Source organism: Clostridium sp. AF34-10BH (assembly GCF_003478095.1).
Classification (GTDB): Bacteria; Bacillota; Clostridia; order Lachnospirales; family Lachnospiraceae; genus Acetatifactor; species Acetatifactor acetigignens.
In genome coordinates this window covers 299854-324535 of record NZ_QUEC01000001.1, presented here as the reverse complement: position 1 = coordinate 324535, position 24682 = coordinate 299854, and the positions used below count along the sequence as shown (strand labels likewise).

Here is a 24682-nt window from a genome sequence, read left to right as displayed (position 1 = left end):
CTATGCCTCCTTATATTTTGCCGGAATCTGAATTTTATTGACTTCCAGTGCTTCTCTGAACACTTTGAAAAAGGCTTCGATATCCGGTCTGTCAATCGCACCCAGCGCACACAGGCGGAAGGTATTGGTAGTAGAGATTTTGCCGGGGTAAATGGTAAATCCCCGCTCATAGCAATAATCATGTACTTTTTCAAAATTCCAGTTTGGATCATCGGGATACTTCACAGACACAACCAGTCCCGACTGCCATTCTCTGCGGATCACATCGTGGAATCCCAGTGCATCCAGTCCCTCATGGATAGCTTCGAAGACTCTGGTGTGTCTCGCCCACTTGGCTTCCTCTCCCTCTGCCCAGTATTCCTTCAATGCCTGGATCGTAGCGTAGATTGTCTGTACCGGCGGGGTAAAATGCATCTCCCCGGTTCTCTGGAAAAAGTCATACTGCTGATACAGGTTACAGTAATAAGAGCGCTTCGGATAGTCCTTCGATGCCTCTAAGACTGCCCGGCTTCCCACGACAAAAGAAAGTCCCGTCATGGCCATCAGACCTTTCTGTGCGGAGGCCATACAGAAGTCGATATTGTCCTCTTCTATATTGATCGGCCGCATGGCATAAGTCGAGGTGGTATCCACGGTAAAGGTGGCATGATATTTGTGGGCCAGTGCACCGATCTCACGGATCGGATTGAGAATGCCGGTGCCGGTCTCATTATGGGTGGTATGTACCAGGGCAATGTCCGGATTCTCTCTCAGAGTCTGCTCCACTTTTTCTAAGTCTGGCAGTTCGTCCACCGGGAATTTCAGGTCAATATAGGGAAGTCCGTAATACTGGCATACTTCCACAGCTCTGGTGCTGTAGGCTCCGTTATCCACCACCAGTACTTTGCCGCCCTCCGGCAGCAGGGAGCTGATGCAGGCATCAATATTGATGGTGCCGGATCCACAGAACAGGACGCTGGTATACTTTTCCAAGTCTCCATGCACAATTTTTACAAGGTCTTCTCTGAGCCCCTTCATCAATCCGCCGAATTCTTTCTCTCTGGGACAGATGTCCGGCACGACCTGTGCGTATTTTACGGTATCAGTGGTGGTAGACGGTCCGGGATTCAATAAAATATTTCTTTTGACGGGTTTTTGTATCAACTGCTCCATTATGGGATTCCTCCTTTTTTTGTTCACGTTCTTTTCCCAATCGTTCATTAATGTATGATATGTTTTAATTCTTTGAACGGTTTTCATAGGTTTTCGGCTAAAATAAGTACACAAAATGTCTGCGTTCCATTTGCAGACACTTTGTGTTAAATATGAACATATCATAATACCATTCGCACAAAATAGCAATACTTATTTTTCCTTAAACATCATACGTCTTGTCGATGGCTTTCAGTTCCCGGAAAGTATCGATCTCGATAATGTCATTTTCCTGGCATTCACGTACTTCTACCTTATAATGCTTCTTGCAGAATACCAGAGGCACCTGCTCCCAGTAGCGCTCTTTTCCGCCGGGTTGCTCATAGGTCATCTTGATATCGTCTGACAGCTTGTGTCCATCCTCTTCGTTCCAGTAAGAGATTCCCACCATCTGCCAGCAATCCAGTCCGCCGACCTTCTCCTCTACGATGACGCCGTCCTTCACTATGAAGCACCAGTCATCGGTTCTGTCCTTTTTAATAGCCAGGAAATCAGAGGTGTAATGATACTTGGTAATGATCTTCGGATTGGAGATCAACAGATCCGCCTCGAAGACATAGGCATTGGAAAGCATGTATCTGGCCACCATGGCGGAGGAAATATTGTTAGCTTCATTGTAAACCGGATTTTCCAGGAATCTGATCATGGGATATTTGTACAGCAGCTGATCAAACTGCTCTGCCAGATACCCCCGGACAATATAGATTTCATTAATCCCGGCATCCAGACAGGCATCGATCAGTCCGTCAATAATACGCTGTCCATGCACACGTACCAGTGGTTTCGGGGTGTTAAAGGTAATGGGCACCAGCCGGCTGCCGAATCCGGCTGCAATGAAGATGGCGCGTTTTGCACGGTAAGGCTCCAGTGCGGAGATTCCGGCACCTGTGATCTCTCCCTCTGTCACATACTGTAATTCGGTCAGTTCCTGCATGACACGGTTGACCGTTCCCAGAGAGTGTCCGCTCTTTTCTCCCAGCTGTCTCTGGGATAAAGTACCTTTTTCCTCTGCCAGTATCGATAAAATATCAAATTGTTTTCTTGTCAGTGTCTGATTCATCTTCTGCTTCCTTTCTTTTTTCCATTCTCCATGACCATCGTCCTGTTTCTATCGAAATTATCGAATTTCCGTTAAGTCATATGGTGTTGTCTGGTATACATAATAATTGAGCCAGTTGCTGTAAAGGTTGTTACAATGAGATCTCCACTGTAACAGAGGTCTCTGCTCCGGGTCATCGTCCGGGTAATAATTATAGGGGATCTGAATGGGCAGTCCCTTGTCCAGATCTCTATGATATTCGTTGTTCAGTGTATAACGGTCATATTCCGGATGGCCCGCTACAAAAATCTTTTTGCCCTCTTCCGCCATTGCCAGGAATACGCCGGCCTTCTCCGATTCCGCCAGGATCGTCAGATCCTTACAGGCATGAATGGCCTCCGACGGAGTCTCGGTATGACGGCTGTGCGGAGCCATGAAAATATCATCAAATCCCCGGACCAACGGAACTTTCCGGTTGGATACCTTATGCGCATAGACGCCGAACAGCTTCTGGGACAATTGTCTCTTGTTGATTCCGTAATAATGATAAAATCCGGCCTGTGCCGCCCAGCAGATATGTAAGGTGGAGGTCACATGGGTCTCCGCCCAGTCCAGGATCTGACAGGTCTCCTCCCAGTAATCCACTTCCTCGAAGGTAATATCCTCCACCGGTGCTCCGGTAACGATCAGTCCATCGAATTTACGATCCCTGATCTCATCAAAGGTAGTGTAAAATTTGTTCAGATGGCTGGCCGGGGTATTCAGTGACACATGGGTCTTGGTGTTCATGAAAGTGACATCCACCTGCAGCGGTGTATTGGACAACGCCCGCAGCAGCTGCAGCTCCGTATCCTGCTTTACCGGCATATTGTTCAGGATCAGTACCTGCAGGGGACGCATGTCCTGATGTACCGCACGAAATTCGTCCATGACGAATATATTTTCATTTTCCAGTATCTCTTTGGCAGGCAGATCATTTTGTGTTTTGATAGGCATTTTATTTTCCTCCGGGTCTTTCTTGCTTATTCCTCGTAAGGAATATTATAGGTTCTCAGAAATTCCTCTTCTGTCAGAATGGGAACCTGTAATTCTTTTGCTTTTTTATTTTTCGATGATGTAGATGTAATATCATTGTTGATCAGGCAGGTGGTCTTGCCGGTGACACTTCCGGTCACCTTGCCGCCTTTTTCCTCAATGACCTCTTTCAGATCATTCCGGCTGGCATAATGGTTCAGGCTTCCCGTCACCACGAAGGACATTCCTGCCAGTGTCTGTGCACTCTCATCGATCTGTGGTGTCTCTATCGTCAGGATTTCCTTCAGATGAGCTATTTTCTCCAGATTTTCCGCATCCCGCATATAATCCGTAAATGTAGATGCCAGCACCTCTCCCACACCGGGAATGGCACTCAATGTTTCTTCGTCCGCTGCCTGCATTCGTTCCAGATCGTAATCAAAATACCGGCACAGCACCTTGGCATTGGCCACGCCGATTCCTGCGATCCCCAGTCCGTAGATCAACCGGGGCAGTGTGGTATGTCTTGCAGTCTCGATACTGTCCATCATATTCTGATAGGATTTTTCTCCGAATCCTTCCATTCCGGTAATGACCTCCTTGTAACGGTCCAGCCGGAACAGATCCGCATATTCATGGATAAAGCCCTGATCGATCAGCTTCTCCAATGTTGCCTCGGAGAGTCCGTCAATATTCAGCGCATCTCTGCTGACGAACAGAGTGTAGGATTTGATCTCCTTGGCCGGGCATTTCTCATTGGTGCAGTACAGAGACTGTACCTCATTCATCTGTCGGATCTCCGTGGGCTGTCCGCACACCGGACACACCTTTGGAATCTCCACATTATCACTGCCTGTCAGATTCTCAGCGATCTGGGGAATGATCATGTTGGCCTTATAGACCGTGATATGGTCTCCGATTCCCAGTCTGAGGGATCTCATGATACTGATATTATGCACGGAAGCGCGGCTCACCGTTGTGCCTTCCAGTTCCACCGGCTCAAAAATAGCTACCGGATTGATCAGACCGGTACGGCTGGCGCTCCACTCGACCTCTTTTAATGTAGTCTCCCGCAGTTCATCCGCCCATTTGAAAGCAATGGAATCTCTGGGGAACTTCGCGGTTCTGCCCAGGGACTGTCCGTAGCTGATACTTTCATAAGTAAGTACCAGACCGTCGGAAGGAATATCGTAGTGCTCGATCTTGTGTTCAAAATCTTCAATGGCAGATAAAATGTTCTCTTCCGTTACTGCCACATGTTCCACCACTGCAAAGCCCTGCTCCTGCAAAAAAGCAAACTGGGATTCCTTGGAATCATGAAAATCCACGCCATCCGCCTTTACCAGCGTAAAAGCAAAAAAGCGGACATTCCGTCTGGCCGTGATCTCATTGTTGAGCTGCCTCACAGAGCCGCTGCACAGATTTCGGGGATTCTTGTATTTTGCCTCTGCATCTGCGATCTCCCCGTTGATCTTCTCAAAATCACTGTAGGTGATCACCGCTTCTCCCCGCAGGATCAGTTCTCCGGTATAGGAAATATTCAGCGGAAGATTCTTAAAAGTACGGGCGTTATTTGTAATGACCTCACCGATCTCGCCGTTGCCACGGGTAACCGCTTTTGCAAGTTTTCCTTCACGATACGTCAATACAATGGTCAGCCCGTCCAGTTTCCAGCTGAGAATTGCAGGATTGCCTTGCAGCCAGTCCCGCAGTTCTTCCCGGCTTTTCGTCTTGCCCAGAGACAGCATAGGACTCTCATGGCGCTCCTTGGGAAGCTCATCCACCGCTTCGTAGCCTACGTTTACCGTAGGACTGTTGGCCAGGGTAACGCCTGTCTCTTTTTCCAGTTCCACCAGTTCATCATAGAGCTTGTCGTATTCGTAGTTGCTCATGATCTCCTGATCCTTGGCGTAATAGCTTTCGGAAGCTGCATTCAGTTGTTCTACCAGATCTTTGATCCGGTCTATTTTGGAAGACTGCATCTTGTATTCCTGCCTTTATATATTTAATTGCGATTTAACATTCCGGTGTCTCTTTGAAGCTGTTCCAGCTCTTCTCCGGTGACCTCGCGCCACTTTCCCGGCTTCAGATCCCCCAGCAGAACGTTCATGATCCGGATTCTTTTCAGCGCTTTTACCCGGTATCCACAGGCTTCACACATCCGCCGGATCTGTCTGTTGACTCCCTGAGTCAAAACGATACGGAAGGTAAATTTTCCGATCTGTTCAATCTCACATTCTCTGGTAGTGATGTCCAGATCTTTCAGATAAATACCTTTCGCCATTTTCTCCAAAAAATCGGGTGTTATTTCCCTATCTGTCTTTACGATATATTCTTTTTCATGACGGTTGGCGCCCCGCATCATGGCATTGATCAGATCTCCATCATTGGTGAGCAGGATCAGGCCTTCGGAATCTTTGTCCAGACGTCCCGCATAGGTCAGCCGTTCCGGATAGCGGATCATATCCATGATCTTTTTCTCTGCATGAGGATCTCTCTCCGTGCAGGTCACTCCCACCGGCTTGTAAAATGCCAGTACCTTCTGTGTCTGTTTTCCCTGCAGAATCTTCTTACCCACCTGCACGGTGTCCGTTTCTTCCACCTGCTGTCCCATTCCGGCCACCTGACCGTTGACCAGTACTTTTCCCTGTTCAATCAGCTTATCCGCATCTCTTCTGGAACATACACCGCACTGTGCCAGATATTTATTCAGACGCATTCTATTCCTCATTCCTTTCCGAAGCCCTTAACTTCCGGGCTACAGACACACGGCCGCAAGTATATGTTTTCACGCTTCCACACCATCTGCCGCTTCGAAGTCACTGAGACTTTTGACTTTGGGAATACCGTTTCCGTTTGCCACACCCAGCTTTGCGGTCTCATCTGCCAGCTCGTTGTATTTTACCTTCGAATGAGCCGGTACTTTGGTAAAGCGGATCTGAATCTTCTGTCCCCAGCCCAGCATGGTCTGTGCATATTTTTTCGTCAGATCATTCTTACTTTTCCAGGCACCGGTGACCCATTTCTCGATTCCTTCATAGTCGTAGCGGATCTCGATGACTGTAAAGCCGCTGTTTAAGGCAAACCGTACCGCATACATGGCTCCCAGCATCTCTCCGGAGACATTCCGCTGTTTCAGAGAGTCCGGATTGTCACCATTACCGTATTCTGTATAGATGCGTCCATCGGGAAGAATAAAAATACAGCCGAAACCGTATTTTTTCAGTGCATCCTGATAGCTTCCGTCCACATAGGCCAGCAAGGTACCCTCTTCCGGACGATCATTCACATCCGCATCCTCCGGATATCTTCCCAATCCATTCCACTCTGCCATAATTCATCTGTCTCCTTATCGAATAAAGTTGGTCTTCTGCGCCGGTTCTCTCTCCGGGAAATCCACGCCCGCAGCTTTTCCTGCGGCAATGCATTTGAGCAGCCATGCCATATTGTTACCCAGGGTACGCATGGTCTGCATGCCTTCCAGATCCTGTTTTACCTCTTCGGGAGTATTGCCGTGTACCTGATTCCAATACTGGCTGGATACCACCGGCATACAGTTGATGGTAAAATATTTGTTCAACTGGTCAAAGGCTGCGGAAGCCCCACCGCGTCTGCAGCTGACGATGCAGGCACCGGGCTTGCCCTGGAACAGGGCGCTCTTGCCGTAAAATGCCCTGTCCAGGAAGGAAGTGATCATACCGGAAGCAGATGCATAATGCACCGGAGATCCGAAGACAAATCCGTCTGCAGTCTTCGCTTTTTCCACAAATTCATTCACGCCATCCTCCCGGAAACACTTTCCGTTCTTCAGACAGGCATTGCAGCCGATACATCCGGCGATGGGCTGTGTACCCACCTGGATGATCTCCGTCTCAATACCGTTTTTCTCCAGTGCTCCCGCTACTTCCTCCAGAGCTGTGTAGGTACAGCCCTTCGCATGTCCGCTTCCGTTTACCAGTAATACTTTCATTGCTTTTACCTCTTTTTCTCTTATTGTTTCTCTTCTCTGTTATTACCACCCGAAATGTGGTATGCTATCTGATAGATTTTGATATTTTTATCAGCATTTTAACAAACCGGAAAGGATCCCTTATGAATCATCGCACCCGTTCTTATCTGCTTTTTGTATTGCTTATCGGCTGTATCTGTTATCTGGTGTCCCATTTCGTGGTACAGCTGTATTTTGTAAACGGTTCTTCCATGGAACCGACCTACACCTCCGGGCAGCCGGTCTTCCTTCAGAAATTCGGTCTGCCAGACTGTCTGGACTATAACGATGTCGTTGTCATCCGCCACGAGACGCTGGGACGCGATATCGTCAAACGGATTGTGGCCCTGCCGGGAGATACGGTACAGATCACAGAGGGAATCCTCTATGTCAATGATGTTCCTCAACCGACCCCCGATGGCTTCTCTCTTATGGAAGACGCCGGCAATGCCGCAGTTCCCATAACTCTTCAGCCCGGAGAATATTTCGTTCTGGGCGACAACCGCAACCACAGCATTGACAGCCGCTTTGCGGAAGTCGGGATCATCCCCGCCGCTTCTATCGCAGGAAAAGTTATTACCGGTCGAACACCCTTCCGGTAGGCACCATAGTTGTCAGATCCTGTGCATGGCCTTTCTGGAGATATTCTACCATGTGTTTCTCGTTGCCGGGAGCGTATTCCAGAAAACGTCTCTCTCTGGTATCTCCCTCTTTCCAGTCAAACACTGCGTCGCTCTGCGCGCCATCCAGCAGTCGGACATACGCCTCCTGCAGGTCTTCGTAGCTGATGGGTGCTTCTGAAATCTGCATGGTATCGTGCTGTTCATTTCTTCCTTTGATCAGAAGCAGCGCTGCCTGCCGCAGAAAGTCCTCTTCCTTTTCTCCCATGCCGTTGTATCCGTGATCCGCCATTACGATCAGAGCGGTGTTGTCATAGGCACCACTGTCTTTCAATGCCTGAATATAATTTGCTGCCAATGTAATGGAAGCTTCCATGCTCTGACGGTAAGATCCCTGTTCCACACCGATAACATTGGCGTCCTTGTCATAGATAAAAGGTGCGTGGGCTCCGTTCAGATGGATGAACTTGAAACGGTTTCCCGTCTCATCCATCACCACACCCTGGGCTGCCAGCCCCTCCTTGAAAGCCGTATTATCCGCAGTAAATGCCTTGGAATCCGAACCTTCCGGATGAGATTCCCGTAATTCATTAAAATAGACTTCTTTGATCACGCAGTATCTTTTCAGATCATACGGTGCATACCGGAATCCAACGAGCTTCAGCTCCTGCTTTGCCAGTTCCAGATAAGAAACGGGGGTGACCTTAGTAAAATAGACATTGTCAAAATTGTCCACGATGGAAGCATCCTGTGCACGGATATCATCCTCATAGAGGTCGATCTGATAATTTCTGCTCTTCAGTTCCTTCCACAACGGTGCCTCTCTGTAGACTCTGTCCAGATAGTCCTGAAAAGATCCCTCATTCTCATACCATTCACCGGATAAAATAAAAGGAATAGCATTCAATGTGCTAGTGTAAGTTCCCATGGTATTCTCAAAATAAGTAAAATCTCCAAAGATCTCCCGGTACTCCGGATGTTCCTCTAACAGTGAGGTAAACTCCCTGGAATCTGCCGTATCCAACACAAGGATCACAAAATTGTTGTCCGCAGACATCTCGAATTCTTCTTCCACGCTGACATGCAGATGCAGTTTGGAATGCAGTGCCCCGCTAGTAATCACGGTGCTGCATGCGGTAACCAGAAGCATCAGGGTCATGCATCCGCTGATGAACATTACCACATGGACAAATTTCTGCTTTCGCAGCGCGATCATTGCCGCAATTACAACGATCAGCACTACTACCCAAAGAAGCAATGTATCTTTCCGGAGAATATCGTATTTGCCCCACCAGATTGAAGTTCCGTCCAATGGCGGCAGTCTGTCGATCATAAAATTCCCCTGGATATAGGTGCAGATAAAAAGTGCAATTCCTCCGGCCAGTGTGATCCGGTACACATATGGATGAATCAGCATAGCAATCAGATACAACACCGCCAGTACGGCGAAACAGGCTGCAAACATCCCCAGTGCAGTGATCAATAACGTGGAAAAATCAAACCAGAATTCCGCTGTATTCGCACAGTACAGATCGATCGGAGCATACAGAAACAGCAGGAAACTGATGGCCAGGGATATGAAAATCCCCGGCATCAGCTGTCTGCCTGTTATCTTTTTTCTCACAGTATTTTTACTCACACTTATTCTCCCTGTCACATTGTTGCATTTCTTTCTAACGATTATACTCTCTTCCGGTAGCCTTCATGGTATTCCTGTCAAACGCATATCCCGTCTGCACATATTCCTGCATGTGATCCTCATCCAGAAAAGAATATTTTAAGAACCGGCGCTCCCTTACATCGCCTTCCTTCCAGTCGAAGGCGGCCGTGCTCTGCTTTCCGTCCAACAGACGTGTATATGCTTCCTGCAGATCTTCAAAGCTTATGGGTGCCTGTGAGATCTGCATGGTATCATGGGTTTCCCCCATGCCTTTTATCAACAGCAGCGGACACTGACGCATCCAGGCTTCCTCTCCGCTCTCATCTAGGCTTCCGTTGTATCCGTGATCCGCCATAATGATCAGCACCGTATTGTCATAAGCTCCACTTCCGCGCAGCTTCTCCACATAGTTCCCAGCCCCGGAGAGCACCGCCAGCATCGTCTGTTCATAAGTTCCTTCCTCTTCATCAATAATATTCATATTTTCATCATAGATGAAGGGGACATGGGCTCCATTCAAATGAATAAACTGGAATTTTGCCTGTGTATCCTGTTCACTGATCCCTCTTTGGTCCAGTTGACTCTTAAATATATGATCTTGCTGGCTGAAACTGTATTTTTCTTGTGCATTTTCCACTTTGACCAGTTCATCGATAGCCGCCATCTTGAAAATACATTTCTTCTTCAGTTCAAAAGGGGCATATCGGAATCCCACCAGTTTCAACAAAGGTTTTGCAAATCTGACATAGGAACTCAGTTCAAAATCCACCCGGTATACATTGCTGAACATCTGGGCTATCTCGTCATCCAGATAAAGTTCTTCATCATAAAACTCCATCCGGTATCCCCGTTCCTGTAATGTCCGGAACAGTGGAGATTCTCGGTACATCCGGCGCATATAATCTTCAAACGGTTCATCATTCTCGTACCATTCCCCTGACAAAATATAGGGTACGGCTCTCTCGGTACAGGAATACGCCCCTACGGTATTTTCAAAATAAGTAAAATCCTGAAACTCAGCTGCATATTCCGGATGTGTCTCCAGCAATTCTGCAAAAGTTCTGGAGTCCACGGTATCCAATACCAGAATTATAAAATTCTGTTCATCAGACATTACGAATTCGTTATCTCCGCCAAGCTGATAACGCGCTCTCTCCTGCAATGCCCCGCTGGTAAATACTACGCTGACTGCCGTGATCAACAGCATCAGGGTAAGTCCACCGCTCAGATACATTACGGTTCTGGAAAACAGATCTTTTTTCAGAAAAACGTACATAAGAACGACGATCAGCAAAGCAACACTCCAGAGGATCAGATCTTCTGTCCGCAGTATCGTATAATTCTCCCATTTGATGGTCGTTCCATCCAGCGGAGGCAGCTTGTCGATCATAAAATTGCCCTGGATATAGGTACAGATAAAAAGTGTCAGCCCTCCAGCCAGTGCGATCCGGTACACATACTGATGAATCAGCATGGCAATCAGATATAACACCATCAGTACAGCAAAACAGGCAGCGAACATCCCCAGTGCAGTGATCAATAACGTGGAAAAATCAAACCAGAATTCCGAAACATTCGCGCAGTACAGATCGACAGGTGCATATAAAAACAACAAAAAGCTGATAGCCAGGGATATGAAAATCCCCGGCATCAGCTGTCTGCCTGTTATCTTTTTTCTCACAGTATTTTTACTCACACTTATTCTCCCTGTCACATTGTTGCATTTCTTTCTAACGATTATACTCTCTTCCGGTAGGAATCATGGTATCCATATCAGAAGCATACCCCGTCTGTATATACTCCTGCATATGATCGTCATCCAGGAAAGAATACCGTAAGAACCGGCGTTCTCTTGCATCGCCTTCCTTCCAGTCAAAGACCTCATCACTCCGCCTGCCGTCCAGCAGACGCACATATGCCTCCTGGAGATCCTCAAAGCTTATGGGTGCCTGTGAGATCTGCATGGTATCATGATGCTCATTTCTTCCCTTGATCAGAAGTAATGCACACTGACGCATCCAGGTAGCCTCTCCGCTTTGTCCCAGGCTTCCGTTATAGCCATGATCCGACATCACAATGAGGACTGTATTGTCGTAGGCTTCACTGTTGCGCAGATGTTCGACATAATCCATTGCACCGACCATCGTGGCCTGTGCGCTCTGTTCATAGGTGCCGTCCAGTTCATTGATGATATTCATATCCTTATCATAGATATAAGGAACATGTGCTCCGTTCAGATGAATAAATTTGAATTTTTTGGAGGAATCTTCCACGGTAATTCCCTGCAGATCCAGCTGACTCTTAAATACATGATCCGATTCACTGCAGCTGGTTTCCTCAGGTGTATTCTCTACCTGGAGCAGTTCTGCGAATGCAGCCTTTTTAAATGTACACATTTTCTTCAGTTCAAAAGGCGCATACCGGAAACCGATCAGCTTCAACAGTGGTTTCGCAAATTTCGTATAAGAACTCAGTTCGAAATCCACTACGTGAATGTTGCTGAACATATGCATCAGTTCGGTATCCATATACAATTCAGAATCACAGAGTTCCATATTGTAGCCACGTTCCTGCAATGTCTGAAACAGTGGGGACTCCTGGTACACCCTCTTGCCGTAATCATCAAAGGGTTCATCATTTTCATACCAGTCTCCTGACAGAATATAGGGAACGGATCTCTCTGTGCAGGAGTATGCTCCTACCGTATTTTCAAAATAGGTGAAATCACGAAATACCTCACTGTATTCCGGATGCTCGTCCAACAGTTCCGTGATCGTTCTGGAATCCACCGTATCCAGCAGAAGGATCACGAAGTTCTGGTCTTCAGACATCACAAACTGTTCGTCCGCACCATATTGATAATGTACTTTTTCCTGCAGTGCACCACTGGTAAATACAAAACTGACTGCTGTGATCAGCAGCATCAATGTCAGTCCACCGCTTAAATACATTACCGTTTTGGACAAAAGATCTTTTTTCAGGAAAATATACATGAGCACTACAACAACAAAGCCGATGCCCCAGAGAATAAAATCCTCTGTCCTCAGAGATGCATATTCTTCCCATCGAATCGTCGTTCCATCCAGGGGCGGCAGATTCCTGATCAGAAAATTTCCCTGAATATAGGTACAGATCAGCCCTAAGAATCCACCTGCCAGTCCGATACGGTACAGCACCGGATGGATCAGCCACAAGACAATATAGATCAGAAGCAGCACAACGGTGCTGATCAAAAACAGGCCCAGTGATGCCCTGATCAGAATTCCGAAATCAAACCAGAACTCGGATATATTACTACAATACAAATCTACCGGTGCATATAAAAACACCAGGAAACTGATGGCAGCCGCCACCACGATTCCCGGCAGCAGTTGCTTTTTATCCCGCTTTTTCATGTCAGATTACTTCTCCTGCTTGTCCTCTGCCTGATCCAGCATAATGTCATCGGATTCTACTTCTTTGTTTCTGTTCTCATCGATTCCCAGACTCTTGTCGATCTTCTTCTTGGCCTTTCTCCAGTAGATACCGGCTGCAGCGCCTACGGCGATGACTACACCGGCTACTGCCTGAATAGCATAGTTCATAACAGAAGGGTCAATATATGCATCTGCAGTTCCGGAAAACAGTACTGCGAATGCTGCTGCAAAAAATGTTACCTGTGCGATCTTGCTTAATTTTTTCATGTTTTTACCTCTTTCTTTTACTCTTTTTGTATTTCAGATTTTTATTGTTCTTTTGCTTTTTTGATCTGTTCCTGGACTGCCTGTACAATGTACTTTGCACCTACTTCGGCACTGTTGCCCAGATTGTATACATATTCTTCCACGAACTTTTCGATTCTGTCATGGTAAGCATCCTTCTGCTCCAGCAGATTTCTGACCTTGCTTTCGGTCTCCTCTGTCTTTGCAGGATCCAGACGGTCTCCGATGACATCCCTCATCCAGATATTGATAGGTATGGTGTCGATCTTCTGGTATTCCGGATTCATGACCTTCATGGGAGTATCCACGAACAGAACCGGCTTCTTGGTCGTAAAGGCATATTCATACGCGATACCGGACCAGTCAGTCACCAGCAGATCCGCCTCGAATACCGTGCTGTTGGATGAGAAGTCTGTCTGAATGTCAATATCCGGGTTCTTGGCATAACGCTCTTTCAGGCGATCCATCTTATCCTGCTGCAGACGCACCTGTTGAGGATGAGGACGTACTACCACTTCATAACCCTTACCTGCCAGATCATCCAGCATGCCTTCCAGACAGCTGTCCACGATATTGTCCTTCTGCCAGGAAGGCGCGATCAGAATATGCTTTTTCTCATGAGGCGTCTTATCCGCTTTCCTGTAATCTTCGATCATACGATCCAGCAGGCAGTAGCCCCAGTCGATCAGTTTCTTGGGCGGCAGACCGTAAGCTTCCTCTGTCTTGCGGATTTCCTCAGTATGATGCTTACCGACGCAGTATACGGTATCGTAGTGATCCATGGAACCGGTACGCATGGTCATATTCAGACTGTCCATACAGTGAGGAATATAGATATATTCAATATCCTTCCTTATATAGCTTCGCTTAATATGGAAGTTCTCAATATCCGGCATAGTCATGACCACTACGTCTGCATCCATCTTCATCATCAGTGTGATCAGACGTTTTTCTCCGATATAATACGCCCGGATCTTGTCTTCTTTTTCCGCCAGTGCAAAGATCTGATCTTCCGGATCACTGGTGATATAGTGGATAGTCAGATTGGTATGTGCCAGGAGCCATTCGATAATGCCCTGATAATATTTATAGAAGCCACTGCTCTCGGAATAAAATACCAGATGCTTGTTCACTACAGAGAAGAAACGTTTGAAATCTTTCTTCTCTCTCTTGGCATAGGGATTTTTCTCGAAGAGTTTCTTCTTGCCACCAATGGACTGCAATTCCTCCAGTTCCTGTTTGCTGGCCTCCAGTTCCTCATAATCCACATAATCCTTGGGATTGATGGCCCAGTTCAGCAGATACTGCTGTAAAATTGCGAACAGGTTGCTGGCGATCCAGTACAAAGCCACACCTGCCGGAACAAACCAGCCCAGATACAGGGACAGGCCTACCGAAAATGCCATCATACCGTATTTGTTCAGCTTGGACTGCTCTGCCTGAATGACATTGGCTGCATTCTGTGCCACACACAACAGCCATGCGGAAATACCGGCTGCAATGGGAACGATGATATCAATGCCCCCCACTTCGGAAGGTACCCAACTTAAATTCATGCCGCAGAAGTTCAGGGAAATTCCCTGCACCTGCTGTAATACAGACGCAATGTCCACACCTGCCAGTCCTGACTGCAATGCTGCGAACTGTTCTGCATAATTACCACTCTTGATCATCTCCACTACTGCCAACTGAATAGAGGAGCTCTCCGGATTTGCTCCGGCCAGGCTGACAGCCAGGCCATTGAATGCCGTGATCACATCCTGTGGCAGATGAAGCAGATAATCCAGCGGGTGATAGATAACCTCTACCAGTCCCATCAGCAGAATAATCTGAACTGCCAGCGGAATCAGGGATGCCAGCGGATTGTACTTCTCTCTCTTGAAGATCTTGGACTGTTCGTCCGCGATCCGGTCTGCATCCCCGAAATGTTTTGCCTTGATCCGGTTGATCTCAGGCTGCATCTTTACCATTTTAATGGAATTCTTCTGTACCCAGACGGATACCGGCAGCAGTACAATCTTGCTGATCAAAGTGAACAGAATGATTGCCAATCCATAATTATGCACCAGATAATAGCAAAAGTACATTACATATCCCAGTGCTTCTGATAGTATTCGCATTTTAATTAACCATGCCTTTCTCAAAATCTGCAAAGTTTGGGCCGCAGGCACAAATTTGCGTGTGAAATTTATTTTCACACTGTTCTCCTTTTAGTCAATAGTACTAATTATAACATAATCGTATGTTTTTTCAACATGGAAAGCAATTTTCCGTTCAAAAAACAGGCAGAACCCTCTGTTATTATAACAGCAAATTTCTGCCTGCTTCCCTATTTTTCTGTATTCTTTGTTCTATTTCCGTTTTATTGCGTATTGTCCGTTGTTTCTTCCTCTGGCTTTTTATAGAATGCAAAATCATTCTTGCCGTTCTTCTTCACCTGATACATGGCATCATCCGCACACACGATCAGCTGTTCCAGATTATCCGTATCCTTAGGATAACTTGCAATACCAATGCTGCCGCCGATCTTCCGCTTCGTACCGCAGAGCACCACATCCTTTGTGAATACCTGTCTGCACTGGTACGCTGTCTTCTCCACCAGCATATTCTGGCTGCTGCGCAGGATCAGAATAAATTCATCTCCGGCGAAACGGTATGATGTCAGTATCTGGGACTGCATCTCTTTCAGGCGGTTTGCCACCTGCTGCAGCGCTTCGTCTCCTGCCGTATGTCCGTAAGTGTCGTTGATCTTCTTGAAATTATCAATATCCAGCATCATGACGGTACAGGGAACCTTCGCATCGATCATCTGCTCCAGATCCTTCATGAATTTGCTGCGGTTCGGAAGTCCCGTCAGGAAGTCATGCTGTGCTGCCGCCTCCATAATTGCACGTGCCTGCTCCAGTTCCTGCAGCAGCTTTCGTCTGCGGTAATTATCGAAGCACACCCAGCAGATAATAACATTGAGTGCAGTGATAAGTATAAGTGCCGGTATCAAAGCCTCTCGGTTCCTGACAAAAAAATTCTCCCGATGATTTACAAATTCGGTATCTTTGGGAAACTGTGATGCCTCCAGCCCGAACTTCCGCATGACGTCTTCATCTACACAATAAATGTTGGGACTGTCCTTTACCACATTGATCTCTGCACTGTCGGTACCATTTGCGATATCCATGGCCATCTGTGCTGCGATCTCTCCGGACTTATACATGGATACCACATTACCGCCCAGCAGTCCGTCACCGATTCCGGCCTCCACCATGCGGTAAACCGGTACTTTGGCATAATCCACAATCATACACAGCGCCTGGTCACTGGTATATTGTTTGCCACTGCCGTCCTTAGACATAACGATATAGATCAGTATCGTCTTATCATCCACCTTACTGATAGCCTGCTGCAATCTGGCTGTTTCCAGTTCCGCAGCATTGATCTCAGAAAATTCCAGCTCCGGATAGTTTTCCGCTGAGTTGTAAAAATTCTTCCGTTCTGCATCTGCGGTCACTGAATCATCCAGTATCGCCACTACTTTATCGGCTGTCGGATTCACCTTCAGCGCCATGTCTATGTTCTTCTCTACGGACAGTTTTTCAATAATTCCCGTCACAAGAGGATTCTCTGCCGCTTTCATGGCATATTCTTCATCGTTCACACCTTCGAAGACAACCGGTATCTCCGGGAACAGTTCTTCCCGGTATTCCATGGCAAACTGCAGCGCCGCATCATCTCCCACGATCACCACATCATAGGGATCCGTATTCTCCAGATGGTATTTCAGCATATCATGAAACATATTCAGCCACTCATCTGTCCGAAAACGCTTCGTGTCCATAAATTCATAGTCGATAGTGGTATTCTCGTCCACCCCCGCCTTGATTCCTTCGATCTGCGTCTGGACTGTGTCCCAGCCATAAGAATACGAGCTGATAAACAATACCCGCTTTCCCTGATTCAGATTCTGTGCTTCTGCCGTTACTGACACCGTCCCAATAGTCCCAATGCCTATGAGAACAGCCAGCGCAAACAGCCATGCTTTCCACTTTCTCATATTCCTTCCCCCTAATTCCAACAGGTATGCTACCGGGGTCAAAAGTCTGAACCCAATACCACGATATGAGGAATTACATTACTGGTACTATTGTACCACATTGTCTGTTGAAAGCAAAGAGCTTAATTTAATCTTGCGATAATACCTTCTTCTTTTTTCTGTTTCATTTTTCCGATAACGGTAGGGATTGCTCCGAGCGCCACAAACAGATACTGTAGAACCAGATTGCCTATGTAGCTTCCCATATCAATAATTTCTGCGGAAAGTGCCGCAGGGATCAGTCGATAACACTCGAACAGACTATAACCTGCTTCCGCACCGCCGCCCTGATTGAACAAAATAATCGCCCAGTCCACACGGTCTGCAAAATACGTCATAAGGATCATGATCACAGCGCTGATGACTACTGCCTTTTTGGTCAGTTTTCCGCCCAGCAGCTCATATCCCTTCAGAACGCACACCGCCATGATCACACCGGATAATGCTGCTACATATCCCAACTGGCTTAAGATCAGAACACTGAGCATTCCCAACAGGGATCCTAACAGGGCACCTACAATACCGCCTACGATGTTTTCTTTCTTCTGCGCCGTCTGTTGTGCATTCATCGCGATGTCACTGCGCATCTTCATCTCGCAGTCCGGACATAAATGATAGTATTCACCGCCCATTCTGAACGCTCCGGTCTCTACATTCTGACCGCACAGATCACAGCAGGGGCTGTAACTGTTTGTACGCAGGAATGTCGTTGTAGCTGCAAGTGCTTCGTTCAATGTATCCTTACATTTTTCCGCATTGGACTGTGCCTTCAGTGATACTCTGATATCCAGATTCTTCTGACCAAAACTCGCGATCTTCTTGCTGCTTTTCTGAAACCCTTTCACTGCCTGCTTGTCAAATGTCGACCCGTCAGCGCTTTTTGCCGCCGTATGCAGTACCATCATATACGGATATCTTGCATCGGGTGCATAGACGATAAAGTCAAACCCATCCCGTTCCCCATGAAACAAGTCATTGGTTTCATCATAACGCAATCCGGTTCCCATGGCAATCTGCTGATAATTTTCAATCTTCTTTTTCTGATTCATTTTTCTTCCCATCCTTTGTAATAGAAAATTAGTAATCGCTCTGAAAAGTTACGAAAACCACACTTTTCCATTTTACACTTTACCGTGTCAACATGCAACCCTATTAGGGGGTTTTTAGCCGATTAACCTATTTTCTATGAAAAAACTGTAGGCACATCTGTGTAACCTACAGTTTTTGAACTTCCTTATAAATAGAACAAGGTAATCGAAATCACGCAAATACGGATTTGCATTCCATCAGCATTTGATCTCAAGGTAACCTAACAGCTTGCTCATATCATACTCTTCCATTACGCCCAGATTGGAATCGTAGAACTTGCCATCGTAATGTACCAGATAGTGGCAGAAGCGTCCCATCTTCTCCATCATGATGCAGCACTTAGGCAGTACAGCGGGTCTGCCCTCGGTATATACGATGATATCGGTATGGTCAATGCCGTAATAGTTCAGTGCAGAGATCACGCGGCCCATGGTAGCCTGCCACTCTCTGCAGTCCATAACGCTGATAACTTCTGCAATGGTAACACCAGCTAACATTGCCACACATGCCTGACCGCACAGACCGTCTTCGGGCTGGATGATCACATTCATGCTGTCGATCTTACGGATGGGCTTCTCGAAACTGTAAGGGCTGTTCTGGTCCATGCGGATCAGGGAACCATTGACATGCAGCAGAATCTTATGTGCTACACCAAGCTCTACCTTTACAGCATTCTCATCGGTGATAACGATCTCGTAATTGCCCTTTTCCTTGGGATGAAGTTCACACTCGATGATGTTGTTGTCCAGAACAATGTCTCCTTTGATGACTTCTCTCTGCTTACATACTTCCCATACATTGAAAGGGATCTGGATGGTATATCCGGCATCCTTTTTTTCTACTTTAGATTCAAAAAAATATCTCATGACTTATTCCTCCGTTGCTTTTGCTGTTCCCGAGTATTCTCTTAAGAAAGATATTTACGAAAGCGGTTACATTTGCTATTTATCTTGATTCTAGCAAAAATTTCCGTCCTTGCAAAGGGCTTGTCGGAAAGTACTGAAAAAAAAACATCCTGTCAAATTTTTATCATAATAACAGTGTATAAAATAAGCCATGCTCCACAAAAATGCTTCTTTCGCGGGTGCATGGCTTATCCACAATTTCACATATTTAAATCATTCGAATATTGTCTGATATCTATAGTCCCATGATAGCGGATGCCACACGGAAGTATACCAGCAGGGACAATGCATCCACAATGGTAGTGATAAACGGGCTGGCCATAACCGCCGGGTCGAAGCCCAGACGCTTTGCCAGAACCGGCAGCAGACATCCGATGATCATGGCGATCACTACTGCAGCTACCAATGTCAGGCACACGGAAGCTGCCACCAGCACTCCTACCCTGTCCAGTATCAGAAGTTTTACAAAGTTTGCCGCAGACAGCGTAATGCCGCACATCAGAGCCACCCGGATTTCCTTGAAAATAACCTTGGGCACATCCCGGTATTCGATCTCATTCAGAGACAGTCCACGGATGACTGTAACACTGGCCTGGCTTCCGGCATTACCACCGGTGTCCATCAACATAGGGATATAAGCCACCAGTACCGCACAGACACTCAGAGCATCCTCAAAGGAGGAAATGATGGCACCGGTAAAGGTTGCGGATACCATTAAAAGTAACAGCCAGGGAATACGCTTTTTAAAGGTCTCGAATACTCCCGTCTTCATATAGGGCTTATCGCTGGGCACGATAGCCGCCATTTTTTCCATATCCTCCGTGGTCTCTTCTTCGATGATATCCACGATATCGTCCACGGTGATAATACCTACCAGCCGGTTCTCATTGTCCACTACCGGCATGGCTGTAAAGTCGTATTTTTTGAACTGTCTGGCAACTTCCTCCTGGTCCATCAGGGTATTGATGGAGATGACATTTTCATGCATGATGTCACCGATGATCTCGTCACCGTCCATGAGCAGCAGATAACGCAGGGCCACGGTTCCCACCAGTCTTCTCTGGGCATCCAGCACATAGCAGATATTGATGGTCTCACTGTCGAGGCCTACCTTACGGATCCGCTCGATGGCCTGATTCACCGTCAGATTCTCCTTCAGGTCTACATACTCGACCGTCATGATGCTTCCGGCGGAATCTTCGGGATAACGCAGCAGATGATTGATGTCTCTGCGTACCTCAGGGCTTGCGTTGGTCAGAAGTTTTTTGACAATGTTGGCAGGCATCTCTTCCAGCAGGTCAGCCGCATCGTCTGCCATCAGGTTGTTGATGATGTTCGTTGCTTCCTTATCTGACAGGGAGGTGATGATCTTCTGCTGATTGTCCATATCTAAATAGGAAAAAACGTCTGCCGCCAGGTCCTTGGGAAGAATGCGGAAGACTTTGAGCATATCCTCTTCTTCCAGTTCTTCCAGAAGTCCTGCAATATCGGCATCGTTGAGTTCAGCCAGATACTGGCGCAGTTTGGTATACTGCTTGGTGTTAAGAAGCTCTAAGACTTCTTCCAGTTCTTTGATCTGTTCCATGATGATCCTCCTTATGATGTTTTCTATGGGTGTAACTTATGCAGTAACTTCGCCCCGGAAGTGGGTTGTCAGAACTCTTCTGTGTACACTTCATAAAAACCACCACCTTTCTGTAGGATCCATCCAGAACCCCATTCGCAAAATCGCCTCTACGAGGCTTTCCTTTTGCTCTTGACATATATTCTTACAATGTAAACATTCGACGAATATCCGTCAATATTTAATGGTTCTGAATTGTTAATAATATTTTAACTTTATGACTATTCTTTGTCAATGAAATAAGTTTCTTTCAATTTCTCAATTTTTACCTTTCCACAGGTGGTTTCTGTCAGGTTTTTCCTGAGACCATCCTCTTTTTCCACCGGGACAAGTAAAATAAATTTTACGTTTTCCGCATAGATGCTGTCCGCAGGAACGATGCCCTGCTGTCCGAAATAGTACTGCAGTTTGCCCACGTCATTATAATCTGTTGTCACTTCCAGTTCGCAGCCCTTCCGCATAATGCCGGTCTCGCAGTGGTCCAGTCCCTCCTTCACCGCCTGGGTATAGGCCCGCACCAGACCACCGGTGCCGAGTAACGTGCCACCAAAATATCTGGTCACTACCACCGCAATATTGCGGATACCGGATCCGGTCAATACTTCCAGCATCGGACGCCCCGCCGTTCCGGAGGGTTCCCCGTCATCGCTGCACCGGGTCAGTTCGCCTCTGCTTCCTATTATAAATGCCGAACAGTTATGTCTGGCATCCCAGTATTTTTTCTTCATTTCTTCTATAAAAGCCACTGCCTCTTCCTCGGTTTCACACTTGCGGATCGTAGCAATAAAACGGGACTTTTTCTCCACGATCTCACCTTCCCCACCGGACAAAAGGACTCTGTAGCTGCCTGTTGCTGTCATGTTGTCCATGTATGACCTCTCTTATTTTCTGCTTTATAAATTCTTATTTTCTTTTGCTTTCTTTTCCAGTGTAGCATAACTTCTCCAAAATGTGAAACAATTCTAAAAAGCCTTTATTTACATAGCATTATTTGGTATAATGTCTTCGTCTGTATCTCAGACAGAAAGGACTTGTTTTATGAATTATGGAAAAAAAGGTGTCCGTGCGAAGCAGAAGACACTCAACTCTAAATCACAAAAATGGGGAAGAAAAATCGCTCTGACCTGTGTCAAGGTCATGCTGGCAGCTGTCGTAGGCATCGGCATCTGCGGTGTAGCCGCCGGTATCGGTGTTTTCCGCGGCATCCTCTCCTCCACCCCCACGATCCGTCTGTCGGATGTCGTGGCAGTCGGCGAAGCTACCATCGTCTATGACAGAGAGGGCAACGAGATCGACCAGTACGTCAGTACCAACTCCAACCGTCTCTCCGTCGGCATGGACGAGATTCCCGACTACATGGGCAAGGCTTTCGTAGCCATTGAGGATGAACGCTTCTATCAGCATAACGGGATTGATTTCAAGAGTATTATCCGTGCCGGTTACCAGTTTTTTAAGACCGGTGGTGAAGAAGCCCAGGGTGCCAGTACCATTACCCAGCAGCTTCTAAAAAATACCGTCTTTACGGACTGGACCTCCGAGGGTAATAACAAGATCAAAAAAATCAAACGTAAGATTCAGGAGCAGTACCTGGCACTGGAGATTACAAAGTACTACTCCAAGGACGAGATTCTGCTGCGTTATATGAATGCCATCAACCTGGGTCAGAACACCCTGGGTGTGGAATCCGCCTCCTTACGTTACTTCGGTAAACACTGCAGCGAACTGACCATTTCCGAATGTGCGGTCATTGCCAGTATCACGCAGAATCCTTCTAAATACAATCCCATCCGTCATCCGGAAGAGAATGTAAAACGTCGTGAGAAATGTCTGACGAAAATGCTGGAGCTTGGCTTCATCACCCAGGCGCAATACGACGAAGCCATGGCAGATACCGATGCTGTGTACGAGCGGATCGGCCTGTACGACATCGATTATCAGGAGGCCAATGCCACCACAGGTTCCTACTTCTCCGATGCGGTATATGAACAGGTAAAACAGGATCTGATCCTGGCCGGCTATAATGAAACCATGGCAGAGACACTGCTGACCTCCGGCGGTTTACGTGTGGAATCCACGTTAGATCCCAAGATCCAGAATATTCTGAACGAGGAATACGCAGATGCTTCCAACTACCCGGAGAATGTAAAATGGTATCTGAACTATGCTCTTACCATTATCTCTCCCGACGGTACCAAGAATAACTTCAGTAAAGAAAACATGATGACCTGGTTCAAGCAGAACCAGAATTCAAAATTCAACCTGATCTTTTCTTCCCAGGACGATGCCTATGCGGCTGTAGACACTTACCGCTCCGCAATGCTGGCGCAGCTGGGTGTGGAAGACAATGCGGACAATTACGAAGAAACTATTTCCATGACTCCACAGCCCCAGTCCGCTATGGTCATTGAGGAGCAGAACACCGGCTATGTGGTAGCCATGATCGGCGGCCGCGGTGCCAAAGAGGGCCGCCGAACCCTGAACCGCGCCACCAGTGCCAAGCGTCTGCCGGGATCTACCTTCAAGGTAGTGGCCTCCTACGCTCCCGCTCTGGACAGTGCCGGCAAGACCCTGGCTACTGTATACAACGATGCACCGTTTAACTATGCCGACGGTACTCCCGTCCGTAACTGGTACAAGACCGGTTACCGGGGCATCCAGAATATCCGAAGTGCGATCCGTGATTCCTTGAATATCATCGCAGTTAAGAACATCACGGTGATCACTCCGAGACTTGGTTATGATTATCTGCTGAACTTTGGATTTACCACTCTGACCGACGGTGTGCAGGTCGGCAACGAGATCAAGTCCGACGTGAACCAGTCCCTGGCTCTGGGCGGTCTGACCTACGGTGTTACTCCTTACGAGCTGACTGGTGCCTACGCAGCTATTGCCAACGGCGGTACTTATGTCACCCCGAAGCTGTACACCAGAGTCACCGATTCCGATGGCAATGTAATTCTGGACAACACCAATCCGGCTACCAGACAGGTCATCAAGGAGACCACTGCTTTCCTGCTGACCAGTGCCATGCAGGATGTAGTTACCTCCGGTACCGGTGGCCGTGTAAATTTCGGCGGTATGGCTATCGCCGGTAAGACCGGTACTACCACCGGACCTACCGATGCCTGGTTCGTGGGATATACCCCTTACTACACCGCTGCTACCTGGACCGGTTATGACAACAATGTTGACCTGAACAGTGCCGAGGACGGTGTCTCCAAGACCTTATGGCGTAAGGTTATGAAGCGTGTTCACGAGGATCTGCCTAACACCCAGTTCCCGGTTCCCTCCGGTATTGTACAGGTAGCGGTATGTTCCCAGTCCGGCAAGCTCCCGATTCCCGGTCTCTGCGATGGCTGTGTATATACAGAGTATTTTGCTGAGGGTACGGAACCAACGGAAAGCTGCGATGTACACTATCAGGGCGAGATCTGTGCTTACGACGGATTACCCGCAAGCCCTGACTGCCCGTTCAAGTACACCGGTGTTGCCACCATGCCTCTGGTAGAAGATCCTGCATTACAACAGGGCTCCACTGTCATCATCAACAATCCGGATGGCACGCAGACTGTCAGCACACCGAACACCAGAAGTCAGTGTCAGCATGATGCAACCTTCTTTGCCAATCCGGACTACGAATCTGTGATCAACCAGCAACAGGCCGAGATCAATGCCCGTAATGCTGCAGCGCAGCCGCAGACAGAAGAATAATATGTGAACCATAGAATACCATAGAAATAACAATACCCGCCCCTGTACCACTG

General features: G+C 47.3%; 19 protein-coding genes. 2 read left to right on the top strand and 17 right to left on the bottom strand.

Going from position 1 to position 24682, the window contains the following annotated elements; genetic code table 11:
• From DWZ61_RS01550 to DWZ61_RS01520, 7 genes are all read right to left on the bottom strand, one after another.
• Positions 1–1152: a 2-aminoethylphosphonate aminotransferase gene (locus DWZ61_RS01550; protein WP_118503281.1), complete on the bottom strand. Its 1152-nt coding sequence runs from the start codon at positions 1150–1152 to the stop codon at positions 1–3.
• Positions 1153–1354: 202 nt separating this feature from the next.
• On the bottom strand, positions 1355–2251 hold the full coding sequence (locus DWZ61_RS01545) for a sugar phosphate nucleotidyltransferase (RefSeq protein ID WP_022313344.1): 897 nt from the start codon (positions 2249–2251) through the stop codon (positions 1355–1357).
• A gap of 57 nt (positions 2252–2308) precedes the next feature.
• Entirely contained in the window at positions 2309–3226 is a 918-nt protein-coding gene (gene metA, locus DWZ61_RS01540; RefSeq protein WP_117464916.1) for a homoserine O-succinyltransferase, read from the bottom strand.
• Positions 3227–3252: 26 nt separating this feature from the next.
• Positions 3253–5226 carry an NAD-dependent DNA ligase LigA gene (gene ligA / locus DWZ61_RS01535; protein ID WP_118503279.1) on the bottom strand — a complete coding sequence of 658 codons (1974 nt, stop codon included), beginning with the start codon at positions 5224–5226 and terminating at the stop codon, positions 3253–3255.
• Positions 5227–5249: 23 nt separating this feature from the next.
• Entirely contained in the window at positions 5250–5963 is a 714-nt protein-coding gene (locus tag DWZ61_RS01530) for a pseudouridine synthase (RefSeq protein ID WP_118503277.1), read from the bottom strand.
• A 69-nt stretch (positions 5964–6032) separates the two neighbouring features.
• Positions 6033–6578 carry an RNase H family protein gene (locus DWZ61_RS01525; protein ID WP_022313340.1) on the bottom strand — a complete coding sequence of 182 codons (546 nt, stop codon included), beginning with the start codon at positions 6576–6578 and terminating at the stop codon, positions 6033–6035.
• A gap of 15 nt (positions 6579–6593) precedes the next feature.
• Positions 6594–7214, bottom strand: a complete 621-nt coding sequence (locus DWZ61_RS01520) for an NAD(P)H-dependent oxidoreductase (protein WP_022313339.1) — start codon at positions 7212–7214, stop codon at positions 6594–6596.
• Between the two features lie 122 nt (positions 7215–7336).
• On the opposite strand from DWZ61_RS01520, the gene lepB reads away from it, so the two are divergent.
• Positions 7337–7834: a signal peptidase I gene (gene lepB / locus DWZ61_RS01515; RefSeq protein WP_118503275.1), complete on the top strand. Its 498-nt coding sequence runs from the start codon at positions 7337–7339 to the stop codon at positions 7832–7834.
• Here lepB and DWZ61_RS01510 read toward each other — a convergent pair.
• The 10 genes from DWZ61_RS01510 to DWZ61_RS01465 all read right to left on the bottom strand — a co-directional run bounded on the left by DWZ61_RS01510 (position 7809) and on the right by DWZ61_RS01465 (position 21787).
• Positions 7809–9491, bottom strand: a complete 1683-nt coding sequence (locus DWZ61_RS01510; RefSeq protein WP_118537195.1) for a sulfatase-like hydrolase/transferase — start codon at positions 9489–9491, stop codon at positions 7809–7811. The genes lepB and DWZ61_RS01510 overlap by 26 nt on opposite strands.
• A 34-nt stretch (positions 9492–9525) precedes the next feature.
• Positions 9526–11208 (bottom strand): sulfatase-like hydrolase/transferase, encoded by a 1683-nt coding sequence (locus DWZ61_RS01505; protein ID WP_118537194.1) that lies wholly within the window; start codon positions 11206–11208, stop codon positions 9526–9528.
• A 34-nt stretch (positions 11209–11242) separates the two neighbouring features.
• A complete protein-coding gene (locus tag DWZ61_RS01500) occupies positions 11243–12907 on the bottom strand; it encodes a sulfatase-like hydrolase/transferase (protein WP_118537193.1) in 1665 nt (554 codons plus the stop codon).
• Positions 12908–12913: 6 nt separating this feature from the next.
• A complete protein-coding gene (locus DWZ61_RS01495) occupies positions 12914–13195 on the bottom strand; it encodes a hypothetical protein (RefSeq protein WP_022313335.1) in 282 nt (93 codons plus the stop codon).
• Positions 13196–13236: 41 nt separating this feature from the next.
• Positions 13237–15333 carry a membrane protein insertase YidC gene (gene yidC, locus DWZ61_RS01490; protein WP_118537252.1) on the bottom strand — a complete coding sequence of 699 codons (2097 nt, stop codon included), beginning with the start codon at positions 15331–15333 and terminating at the stop codon, positions 13237–13239.
• A 242-nt stretch (positions 15334–15575) separates the two neighbouring features.
• The gene (locus DWZ61_RS01485) at positions 15576–17261 is read right to left on the bottom strand and encodes an ABC transporter substrate binding protein (RefSeq protein WP_117464908.1); all 1686 of its coding nucleotides are present in this window, start codon (positions 17259–17261) and stop codon (positions 15576–15578) included.
• A 122-nt stretch (positions 17262–17383) separates the two neighbouring features.
• Positions 17384–18349 (bottom strand): hypothetical protein, encoded by a 966-nt coding sequence (locus tag DWZ61_RS01480; RefSeq protein ID WP_118537192.1) that lies wholly within the window; start codon positions 18347–18349, stop codon positions 17384–17386.
• Positions 18350–18586: 237 nt separating this feature from the next.
• Complete coding sequence (locus DWZ61_RS01475; protein WP_118537191.1) at positions 18587–19255, bottom strand: DUF1905 domain-containing protein; 669 nt, start codon at positions 19253–19255, stop codon at positions 18587–18589.
• A 274-nt stretch (positions 19256–19529) separates the two neighbouring features.
• Complete coding sequence (gene mgtE, locus DWZ61_RS01470; RefSeq protein ID WP_172594756.1) at positions 19530–20879, bottom strand: magnesium transporter; 1350 nt, start codon at positions 20877–20879, stop codon at positions 19530–19532.
• Between the two features lie 260 nt (positions 20880–21139).
• Positions 21140–21787 carry a YigZ family protein gene (locus tag DWZ61_RS01465; RefSeq protein WP_243026328.1) on the bottom strand — a complete coding sequence of 216 codons (648 nt, stop codon included), beginning with the start codon at positions 21785–21787 and terminating at the stop codon, positions 21140–21142.
• Between the two features lie 169 nt (positions 21788–21956).
• On the opposite strand from DWZ61_RS01465, the gene DWZ61_RS01460 reads away from it, so the two are divergent.
• Positions 21957–24629, top strand: coding sequence for a transglycosylase domain-containing protein (locus DWZ61_RS01460; RefSeq protein WP_118537190.1), 2673 nt, complete (start codon positions 21957–21959; stop codon positions 24627–24629).
• The last annotated feature ends 53 nt before the right edge of the window (positions 24630–24682 follow it).

What these genes read in the sequence shown, in the direction of transcription:
- DWZ61_RS01465 (WP_243026328.1), bottom strand. Translation starts at nt 21,787, where the DNA reads ATGGACAACATGACAGCAACAGGCAGCTACAGAGTCCTTTTGTCCGGT.
- ligA (WP_118503279.1), bottom strand. Translation starts at nt 5,226, where the DNA reads ATGCAGTCTTCCAAAATAGACCGGATCAAAGATCTGGTAGAACAACTG.
- DWZ61_RS01530 (WP_118503277.1), bottom strand. Translation starts at nt 5,963, where the DNA reads ATGCGTCTGAATAAATATCTGGCACAGTGCGGTGTATGTTCCAGAAGA.
- DWZ61_RS01480 (WP_118537192.1), bottom strand. Translation starts at nt 18,349, where the DNA reads ATGAATCAGAAAAAGAAGATTGAAAATTATCAGCAGATTGCCATGGGA.
- DWZ61_RS01485 (WP_117464908.1), bottom strand. Translation starts at nt 17,261, where the DNA reads ATGAGAAAGTGGAAAGCATGGCTGTTTGCGCTGGCTGTTCTCATAGGC.
- DWZ61_RS01460 (WP_118537190.1), top strand. Translation starts at nt 21,957, where the DNA reads ATGAATTATGGAAAAAAAGGTGTCCGTGCGAAGCAGAAGACACTCAAC.
- DWZ61_RS01545 (WP_022313344.1), bottom strand. Translation starts at nt 2,251, where the DNA reads ATGAATCAGACACTGACAAGAAAACAATTTGATATTTTATCGATACTG.
- yidC (WP_118537252.1), bottom strand. Translation starts at nt 15,333, where the DNA reads ATGCGAATACTATCAGAAGCACTGGGATATGTAATGTACTTTTGCTAT.
- DWZ61_RS01475 (WP_118537191.1), bottom strand. Translation starts at nt 19,255, where the DNA reads ATGAGATATTTTTTTGAATCTAAAGTAGAAAAAAAGGATGCCGGATAT.
- lepB (WP_118503275.1), top strand. Translation starts at nt 7,337, where the DNA reads ATGAATCATCGCACCCGTTCTTATCTGCTTTTTGTATTGCTTATCGGC.
- metA (WP_117464916.1), bottom strand. Translation starts at nt 3,226, where the DNA reads ATGCCTATCAAAACACAAAATGATCTGCCTGCCAAAGAGATACTGGAA.
- DWZ61_RS01520 (WP_022313339.1), bottom strand. Translation starts at nt 7,214, where the DNA reads ATGAAAGTATTACTGGTAAACGGAAGCGGACATGCGAAGGGCTGTACC.
- DWZ61_RS01550 (WP_118503281.1), bottom strand. Translation starts at nt 1,152, where the DNA reads ATGGAGCAGTTGATACAAAAACCCGTCAAAAGAAATATTTTATTGAAT.
- DWZ61_RS01500 (WP_118537193.1), bottom strand. Translation starts at nt 12,907, where the DNA reads ATGAAAAAGCGGGATAAAAAGCAACTGCTGCCGGGAATCGTGGTGGCG.
- DWZ61_RS01525 (WP_022313340.1), bottom strand. Translation starts at nt 6,578, where the DNA reads ATGGCAGAGTGGAATGGATTGGGAAGATATCCGGAGGATGCGGATGTG.
- mgtE (WP_172594756.1), bottom strand. Translation starts at nt 20,879, where the DNA reads ATGGAACAGATCAAAGAACTGGAAGAAGTCTTAGAGCTTCTTAACACC.
- DWZ61_RS01495 (WP_022313335.1), bottom strand. Translation starts at nt 13,195, where the DNA reads ATGAAAAAATTAAGCAAGATCGCACAGGTAACATTTTTTGCAGCAGCA.